This is a genomic window from Cytobacillus horneckiae, assembly GCF_002835735.1.
GTDB lineage: Bacteria > Bacillota > Bacilli > Bacillales > Cytobacillaceae > Cytobacillus > Cytobacillus horneckiae.
In genome coordinates this window covers 25,488-34,865 of the sequence record NZ_PISD01000069.1, presented here as the reverse complement: position 1 = coordinate 34,865, position 9,378 = coordinate 25,488, and the positions used below count along the sequence as shown (strand labels likewise).

At 37.8% G+C, this 9,378-nt stretch carries 6 protein-coding genes; 3 read left to right on the top strand and 3 right to left on the bottom strand.

Going from position 1 to position 9,378, the window contains the following annotated elements; all coding sequences use genetic code 11:
• Nucleotides 1-115 precede the first annotated feature (115 nt).
• Entirely contained in the window at nucleotides 116-1,852 is a 1,737-nt protein-coding gene (locus tag CWS20_RS24505) for an ABC transporter ATP-binding protein (protein WP_066190288.1), read from the bottom strand.
• 189 nt (nucleotides 1,853-2,041) lie between these two features.
• A complete protein-coding gene (uvrA, locus tag CWS20_RS24500) occupies nucleotides 2,042-4,525 on the bottom strand; it encodes an excinuclease ABC subunit UvrA (RefSeq protein ID WP_066190291.1) in 2,484 nt (827 codons plus the stop codon).
• Between the two features lie 161 nt (nucleotides 4,526-4,686).
• Here uvrA and CWS20_RS24495 point away from each other — a divergent pair, with 161 nt between their 5' ends.
• Nucleotides 4,687-5,400, top strand: coding sequence for a MerR family transcriptional regulator (locus CWS20_RS24495; RefSeq protein WP_066190294.1), 714 nt, complete (start codon nucleotides 4,687-4,689; stop codon nucleotides 5,398-5,400).
• A gap of 8 nt (nucleotides 5,401-5,408) precedes the next feature.
• Here CWS20_RS24495 and CWS20_RS24490 read toward each other — a convergent pair whose 3' ends face one another.
• Nucleotides 5,409-7,415 (bottom strand): helix-turn-helix domain-containing protein, encoded by a 2,007-nt coding sequence (locus tag CWS20_RS24490; RefSeq protein WP_066190297.1) that lies wholly within the window; start codon nucleotides 7,413-7,415, stop codon nucleotides 5,409-5,411.
• 108 nt (nucleotides 7,416-7,523) lie between these two features.
• Here CWS20_RS24490 and CWS20_RS24485 point away from each other — a divergent pair, with 108 nt between their 5' ends.
• Nucleotides 7,524-7,787, top strand: a complete 264-nt coding sequence (locus tag CWS20_RS24485) for an acetyl-CoA carboxylase biotin carboxyl carrier protein subunit (protein WP_142385417.1) — start codon at nucleotides 7,524-7,526, stop codon at nucleotides 7,785-7,787.
• Nucleotides 7,762-9,378 (top strand): AMP-binding protein, encoded by a 1,617-nt coding sequence (locus CWS20_RS24480; RefSeq protein WP_066192024.1) that lies wholly within the window; start codon nucleotides 7,762-7,764, stop codon nucleotides 9,376-9,378. Before CWS20_RS24485 ends, CWS20_RS24480 begins: the two co-directional genes overlap by 26 nt.

The following is a 9,378-nucleotide window of genomic DNA, read 5'->3' as shown; positions in this document are numbered from 1 at the left end:
GCATCTTTTTATATTATTTTTCATTGTTGCTAAGACACCCTTCATAGTGGAGGCACAGCCTGAAGAAAACTGCACTTACAACAATTGTAAAGGTTGTATTTGTACATAAAGATAATTAAGTTAACTGCTGTTCTGCAAATTCACGATATAATGCATGATCTCTTATCAATTCCTGATGAGTGCCTTTGCCTGTAACCTCCCCATTTTCGATAAAGATAATTTGATCTGCATCCACAATGGTTGATAATCGGTGTGCAATCACAAAGGTAGTACGTCCCTCCATTAATCTTGAAAGGGCTTGCTGAACAATTCCTTCAGATTGGCTATCAAGGCTTGCAGTCGCCTCATCCATCATTAATATTTTTGGATTTCTTAAAAAAGCGCGGGCAATAGCAATACGCTGCCGCTGACCACCGGATAGTTTTACGCCACGTTCACCGACTTCCGTATCCAATCCATTTGGAAATGATTGGACGAACTGATCGGCATAAGCCATTTTGCAGACCTCCCATAATTGCTTATCGGTTATTGAATCTGCCTGCTCCAGACCATAGCAAAGATTCGCACGTATGGTACCAGCCATCATGGCGCTTTCTTGTGAGACATATCCAATTTGACTTCGCCAAGAGGATAAAGATAAGTCATGAATATTTGTCTCTCCGATAAGGATCTTTCCTTCGGTTGGTTCGTAATATCGTTCCAATAATCCAAACATCGTTGTTTTGCCGCCGCCGCTTGGACCAGCGAAAGCAATCATTTCCCCGGGATTTGCTTCAAAGGTAATATTTTTTAACACGGATGAATCACTTTCGTCGTAAGCAAAAGCGATATTTTCCACTTTTAACGGTAAATTTGAAATATCCAACTCTTTTCCTTGCTGTCCATTTTCTAAAGGAATATCTAATATATGAATGATTCTTTCTGTTGCTCCTTTTGCTTTTTGCAGTTGAGTAAAGAACATAGCAAAGGAGGTGATAGGAAAGACGATTTGAAACAAGTAAAGTAAAAAGGCGACAAGTGAACCCGTAGACATTGTCCCATTAGCGACCCGGATACCGCCATATCCAATGATCATCACAATGACTGCCATCACGACAAAGTACATGAATGGGCCAATCAATGCAAATATTTTAGCTTCTTTTAAACCGAAGCCAAGCAATTTCTTAATGCCGCTGAAGCCTTTCACTTCCTCATATGTTTCAGCATTTGATGATTTCATTAAACGGATCTCGCCTAATGTTTGTTGAATATTCCCAGAGAAGGTGGCGGTTTCATCTTGCAGGCCACGGGACACTTTTGCCATCGTTTTTCCTAGCGGAATCATAATCACTAATGTGAATGGCACCGCAAGCAGCATAATTAATGTCATTTTCCAATCCATAATAAAAAGAATAATGACTGCGCCAATAATGGAGATGAGACCTGAGATAAACTGCGGAAAATGCTGTGAAATAAGGTCTTTTACTATGCCGGTATCATTCACGACGCGACTGACTGATTCGCCGCTCTGCTGTTTATCGAAGTAGCTGACAGGCAAGCGAATCAATTTTGACCACATTTTTTCGCGAAGCTGTGCAACAATTTGCTGACCAGCTGCTGCGAGCAAATACGTTGAAACCCCGTCTATGACCGCTTGAAGAATAAATACGGCAGCAATGACGAAGATAAAAGAGAAGCTGAATGATGCAAGCGAGAAACCGTCTACAAGCTCTCTTGTTAAAAGCGGAATCGCCAGTCCGACAACTGTCGTAATTACACTTGCAATTAAACCTATAGTAATGGCGAATTTTGGAATCTTAGTAGATAAAATTAACGAGAAAAAGGGTTTAAGCCCATTTTGTTGTTGCTCCATATAATTGGTACTCCTGTTCTAAAAAAATTTAAAAATGATACAAAAAATTAGATGTAAACAAAACGAAGAAAGTGAAAGATTTTTATGGGATGACTCACTTAAATAATAGTGATGGGATTTTCCCTTATAGGAAAATCCACACTCTATTTCATCATAACACAGCCAGCTATTTTCAATACTTAAATTGCATTAAGCAAATGTCACTCCTTTAAGAAAAGCACCTGTAAACGAAGCTCTTTCATTTGCTATCTCTTCAGGGCTTCCTGCAGCGACAATATTTCCGCCTTTTACTCCACCGTCAGGGCCCATATCGATCACCCAGTCAGATTCTTTAATTAAATCGATATTATGCTCTACAATGATCACTGTATTACCAGCATCTACAAGTTTATTAAGCAATAAAAGAAGTCTGGATACATCTGATGGGTGCAGTCCAGTTGAAGGCTCGTCCAGCAAATATAATGTATGGCCGGAAGATTTTTTGTTTAATTCTTTGGAAAGCTTTAACCGCTGACCCTCGCCGCCAGATAGCGTTGTGACAGATTGCCCCCATTTTAAATAACCTAATCCTATTTCAGTTAGTAATTTCGTCGTCACTGCCAATTTTTTTTGTTCTTTGAACAGCTGTAGACTCTCCTCGATGGTTAAATCTAAGATGGATGATATCGTATGATTCTTATAAGTCACTTCTAAAATCTTTTCTGTGAATCGTCTGCCGCGACAGGCTGGACATTGAACCTCCAAGTCGGGCAAGAAGTGCATATTAATGGAGACGAACCCCAAGCCAGAGCAATTCTCACATCTTCCGCCTGGAGTATTAAAAGAAAAGTCTTTAGGTTTTAGCTCAAGCTCTTTCGCTTTAGGCAGACTTGCAAACAAGTTTCTCATTAATGTAAAAGCATCAGTATAGGTCGCAATATTCGACCTTTGCATTCTGCCGAGTGGAGATTGATCCACCGTTATTAGCTTGCTAACTTCATCAAACCCTGTGATTTTTTCATAAGCCTCATTTTGGGATGATTTTGTCTCTCCTGAAGCCAGAACATCAAAGACTAGTGATGATTTTCCTGATCCTGATACACCGCTTACAGAAGTGAGGCATCCCAATGGGAATGAGACAGAAACATTTTTTAAATTATGCTTTGTCGCATTTTGAATGGAAATATATTTACCTGAACCTTTGCGCCTTTGAGTTGATGGGAAAAAATTTTCCTGAAGGTAAGGCGCAGTTATGGATTGCTCTTGCTTTAGCAAGTCCTTCCAATGGCCTTCCCCAATGACTGTACCTCCATTCGTTCCAGCGCCAGGTCCCATATCAATGACGTGATCGGCTGCCTTTATGACATCAATATCATGCTCAATCACAAGGACCGTGTTTCCTAAATCCCTTAGCTCTTTCATAATGCTGACTAATCCGGCTGTATCTTTCGGGTGTAGTCCTGCAGTTGGTTCATCCAGAATATAAAGAACGCCAGTTAAGGCTGAACCGAGTATGGAAGCTAATCTGAGCCGCTGCGCCTCACCGCCTGATAGTGAGATCGTTTGCCTGTCGAGCGTTAAATAGCCTAAGCCGACATTATTAATTCTTGCTGATTTAAGTGTTAAATCATAAAGGAAGGTTTCAACCATTTCAAGCTGTTCTTGTTTCAAGTTTTGCTGCAAATCTGAAAGCCATGTAAATAACTTTTCAATTGAAGTACGGGTAATATCTGAAATGGAATGCCCTGCCACCTTTACTTCAAGAATTTCCTGTTTTAATCGAGCACCTTGACAGCTTTGACAAGTTTGTTCATAAAATAATTCTGCATCGCTCGATTGACCATCTTTTTCACGATATCTGCGCCACATCCCAGTCAGAACACCTTCAAATTTTCCATTGCTCACAGTTTTCGGCGGTTTTTTATCAGGGAAATGGACCATGAATTCTTCGCTTTCAGCTCCGAAATAAAGCAAGTCTCTTAACGGGTGGCTATACTCCTTAAGCGGGAGCGTTGGGTTGAAGGCAAGCTCATAATACTTAGCTGCAGCCATTAAAGTAGAAATTTGATATTCGCGATAGGACTCATACCAAAAGCTGACTGCACCATCACGCAAGCTTAGCTCTTGATTAAATACAGCGTTTATATCGATGGTTACAACCTTCCCCAATCCACTGCATTCATCACATGCACCTTCTGGTTTATTGAAGGAGAAATGTGAACGGGTGAATTTTTCAAGTTCATTGTCGCATTGCGGGCAATGGATTACTTGCTTAAAGCCACTTGATTCTTCATCAAAAGATTCTTTATCTGGATAAGGGATGATGATTGTTTGACAGTGAGGACATGGACGTTCGCCCAGTTTTTCAAATATTAATCGTAAAAAGGTGTACATATCTGTAATCGTGCCAACAGTGGAACGAGGATTTCGGTTAGTTACATGTTGACCGACGCTGATAGAAGGCGAAAGACCGTTGATCGACTCAACCTTTGGTTTGCTCAGTGAGTCTGTTGTCATTCCCATCGACTCCATGTATTGCCGCTGACACTCTCTCTGCAGAGTATCCATAGCTAAAGTTGATTTGCCAGAACCGGAGGGACCGGTAATAACGACAAGTTTGTTTTTAGGAATGGACAATGAAACATTTTTAAGATTGTTTTCTTTTGCACCTTTAATTTGAATTGCATTCATCAAATTCAATTCCTCCTTTAAATTGATATTGCCTTGCTATATTATTGTATAACTTTAATGCAAATGATAAGGTTTATATAAATTTATGCTTTTATTTAGATGTTTTAATCGAAAAAGCTTATAATGCAGCTTAAAGATTTTAAGTGAAGGTAGAAGGGGAAATTATGAAGTATAAACCGATTGAAATTGCAAGGGCTCTTCAAATCAGTACGAATTCACTTAGGAATTATGAAAATTGGGGAATCGTTCCCCCACCAGAAAGAATGGCCAACGGTTACCGTATCTATACGGACGTTCACTTAGCCTATTTTAAATGTATAAGGGCGATGTTTCCCGGTTATGGAGTTGAGCTGACTAAGAAGGTGATGATCCATCTGCAAAACGAAGAACTTGCAGATGCGCTTTGGCTAGTCAACCAAGCTCAATCCAAACTGCATAATGATAAAGTAATGGCAGACAAAACAATAAAAATTTTAGAAACTGATTCTTTGGAGGATATGGATGTTCGCGGCAAGCCAAAATGGTTGACTATCGGGGAAGTGTCGAATGAAACGTCTGTTCCAAGTTCAGCTATTCGCCATTGGGAAAAAGAGGGGTTGATCACACCCTCCAGAGATAAAGAGAGCGGATATAGAATATATAAACGCTCACATATTAGGCAAATTATGATTATCCGAACGTTAAGAACAGCAGTCTATTCTTTGGATATCATTAAAGAAATTATAAAAGAGCTTGATCATAATAATATTGAACAAGCTAGAAAGATTGCACGTAATTCAATTACTTATTTGAACAAAATTAATCAGAATCAGTTGAAGGGGGCCTATTTTTTATATCGATTATGCGAGCAGTTAAAAATAATAGATTCGAATGGATAAAGCATTTATTAGGCCTCTTTTAAATAACAGGCCAATTGTATTTTTAATACCATATCGGGGTCATCAAAAGATATCTCTAATATTTCTTCGATTTTCTTAATTCTTTGATAAAGTGTATTAATGTGAATATGAAGAGAGGCTGCAGTTTTCGCAGCAGATCGATTATTATGCATATATACAAGCAGCGTTTCTTCTAAATCTTGTGAATAAGACAATAAAGGAGATAACACTTCATCTGTAAATTGCTGAAGCTCTTCAGGGTGATGATTTAAAAATAATCGATTAATGCCCATTTCGGCATATTGAATCATGCCAACCTGTTGCTTTGAAAGGAGATAGCTTAAAGCCCTTTCTGCTTCATTATGTGTTTTTGCTATTGACAGAATTCCATTGTATAATCTTCCGACTCCGGCATATAGTTTTAATTGTTCACTTTGCTGCCATTGATTAATGATGGATTCTACTGATTTCATGATAGCTGACAAATCATTAGGTGAATCAATTGATAATAATAGAGTAATTTTATTATGATGACCAAAGACAAGCTTGCTTGTTTCTATAAATGTTTGTTTAATCGTCCAGACAAAATGATGAACTTTTGTTTCTAGTGTTTGCAAGTCGTGGAATTGTGAGAATTCAACAATAATAGAAATGACATATTTTTTTAAATCGATGCCATAATCAAGGCCTTGCTTATAGAGGAGATCGGGATGATCGCTTTTTAAAAGCTGATAATAGAAATCGTGCATTTTTTTATAATGAACTTCTGTAACCGCGTGCCTTTTTGCTAATTCTAAGGATAAAAAAACATTTCCGCGTTCAAGAATCATGTATTCTAATTGAGTTAATGACAACTTCACATCTACAATTAAACAGCCAGCACATACATTGCCTACAAAGGTTGGAAATAATACAAAATTTTTAATTCCGTTATCAAATAATTGTAGATGAATAGGGCTGTTACGATTTCCTATTAGCTTGTACAGCTCTTCATAAGTAAAGTGGTTAAGTTGATCCTTAGCATAAAACTCCTCTTCCAGTAAATCAACAAAAGATATAGAAGGTTTTATCATACGATTAAGCTCCATGGTGATGGCATTTACACCCTTATTTTGGATGGAAAGTTTAGTTAATGATATATGGACATCATTTCGTTTAACTAGCACTTGGTTTTTCCGTTTAATTTCTGTAAACAATCTCGCATTCTCTATTGCGATAGCAATTTGTGCAGCTAAAGCGTTAATAAGCTGGATATCCCACTTTGCCAGTTTTCTGGCCCTGCTATCTTGATGGATGCTAAGTACACCTCTAATTTCATCATGGAATTTTACAGGAACAGTTACTGTCGCTTTTACTCTGCCTCCGTGAAAGGCCCTTTTTAGCAATTGCGCGTTTATTAAAGATGTGCCTTTCATCGCCTCGTTTGCCCTTCGGAATGAATAATAAATTCTGTGTTTCCCATCTCTGTATGTTTTTCCAGTCACACTCTCACCTATTTGATATTGGACTTTTTCTATGTCTGGCTTCCACCCTCTATAGGCTTTACAAACTAATCGATCCAAGGCAGGATTATACTGCCAAAAAGCCGACGTATTTGCTCCTGGAACAACTGATGCAACATTATCAAGAATATTAGAAAGTAAATCATTTATATCCAGAGAAGCTGTAATATTTTTTATGCCCTCAATGAGTTTTTTCAATTCTATATTTTTGCTCTTTAATGCGAAATGTGAGTATAAGGGATACAGCAAATGGTAAAGAATCTCTATATCTCTCTTTTCATAGTTAACAATTGCATCTAATGAAATAATGGCAATTTTATATTCTTGGGGATAATCGAGGCATAAAAAACGTCCCTCGGAAAATTGTAAATGGTTTAAAGACAGCAAAGGTGTACTAATCGGTTGTTTGAAAATATCAATAAGAAACCATTTTTGTTCATTAGGATGAAAAATCCATATTTGAAAATCAGAAGTATATTTTCTTAGAGAAGTCTGAATTAATAAGCCATTCATATTAGAAGGCAACCCCCTTAATGTATGTTTCTACATTTTTAACAATGAAATTATAAAAATATTTACATTGTATTCATTGTATCAAATGAATATAATTCACGTAAGAAAATTCAAACTATTCAAAATGTAAACGCATTCATAACGGAGGGGAAAATAATGATTATGCTTAAGTCCCATATGGCAGGTACTGTTTTTAAAGTTCTGGTTCAAGAAGGCGATGAAGTTCAGCCCGGAAGAGAGGTATTTATTCTAGAATCTATGAAGATGGAAATCCCTGTTACCGCAGAGACGAATGGGAGAGTATGTAAAGTCAAAGCAAATGTAGGGGATTTTGTGAATGAAGGGGATGTTGTTCTTGAACTGGACGAATAAGAATCTACCAATCCATGAATGTCTCCGTCATTATGCTGCAGCAACACCAGATAAAACGGCAATCATATTTTATGGCTATAAAATTTCCTACAAAGAACTAGATGATTGGTCCGATCGCTTTGCTTCTTTTCTATCAGAAAAAGGAGTGCAAAAGGGTGATAAAGTGGCTCTATTCCTGCAGAATTGCCCTCAATATATCATTAGTCATTTTGCTATTCAAAAGCTTGGGGCAATTGTAGGGCCTTGCAGTCCTATGTTCAAGGAGTGGGAATTGGAATATGAACTAAAAGATTTAGGGGCAAAAGCGATTGTTACATTAAGTGAATTATATCCGATTGTTCAAAAAGTGAAATCAAATACTAAGTTGGAGCTGGTCATAACTACTGACTACATAGACTTTCTTCCAGAAGCACCATTTCCAGATTTTCCTGAAGCGGTCCATTCAAAAACGCTGATTTCAAATACGATCGATCTTTTTCAAATCCTTAAAAATAATCAAAAGTATTTGCCAAAGATTGATATTGACTTTGAAAATGACGTTGCACTTATTGTCTATACATCTGGTTCAACAGGATTGCCAAAGGGGGCAATGTTAAGTTATCAAAATGCACATTATAAAACAAAAATGATGGCGGAGGTAAGGGGGATGACAAGTGATGATACTTCACTCTCAGTCATGCCATTATGCCATATCGCCGGAATGCTTGGGATGAATATAAGTATATACACCGGAGGAACAATCGTCCTACTCACTAGATTTTCTGTTGAGGCGGCATTTACAGCAATTGAAAATTATAAAGTAACAGCTGCTCAAACAGTTGTACCAATGAATATAGCAATTATGAACCATCCAAAAGCTAAAGAGATTGATTTTCATTCATTAAGAATGAATGGTTGTACGAGTTTTGGAATTCAGCTTACTGAAGAGATTGCAGAGGAATGGGAACAGCTGACGGGCGCACCATTATTTGAATCAGCCTATGGCTTAAGCGAAACACACACAGCTGATACAGTCATGTCACCTATTTCAATAAAATTTGGAACGACAGGAAAACCACTACCTGGTACAGAAATCAAAATCGTTTCTTTAGATTCGCGGAAAGAAGTTCAGGTTGGTGAAGAAGGGGAAATCATCATCAAAAGCGCAGGTGTATTTAAAGGATACTTAAATAAGCCCGAAGAAACGAACAAAGCGTTAAAAGATGGATGGCTCTTTACCGGAGATATTGGCAAGCTTGATGAGGAAGGCTATCTATCTTTTCTTGGCAGGCAAAAAGAGATGATTAAATGCTCAGGATATAGTGTTTTTCCGGAAGATGTCGAGCTAATGATTAATAAACATCCGGCAGTGGCAGAATCAGCGGTTGTAGGAGTACAAGACCCGATTCGAGGTGAATCAGTTAAAGCATTTGTTGTTTTAAAGGAAGCCTATGAATACAACATTACAGCAGAAGAATTGATTTTATGGTGTAAGCATAAAATGGCCGCCTACAAATATCCTCGATATGTTGAACTAAGAAGAAGCTTGCCAAAAACAGGTACTGGCAAGTTGTTAAGAAGAGAGCTTGTGAAGCAAGAGAAAATTAAGTAG

What these genes read in the sequence shown, in the direction of transcription:
- CWS20_RS24505 (WP_066190288.1), bottom strand. Translation starts at nt 1,852, where the DNA reads ATGGAGCAACAACAAAATGGGCTTAAACCCTTTTTCTCGTTAATTTTA.
- CWS20_RS24495 (WP_066190294.1), top strand. Translation starts at nt 4,687, where the DNA reads ATGAAGTATAAACCGATTGAAATTGCAAGGGCTCTTCAAATCAGTACG.
- CWS20_RS24490 (WP_066190297.1), bottom strand. Translation starts at nt 7,415, where the DNA reads ATGAATGGCTTATTAATTCAGACTTCTCTAAGAAAATATACTTCTGAT.
- CWS20_RS24480 (WP_066192024.1), top strand. Translation starts at nt 7,762, where the DNA reads ATGTTGTTCTTGAACTGGACGAATAAGAATCTACCAATCCATGAATGT.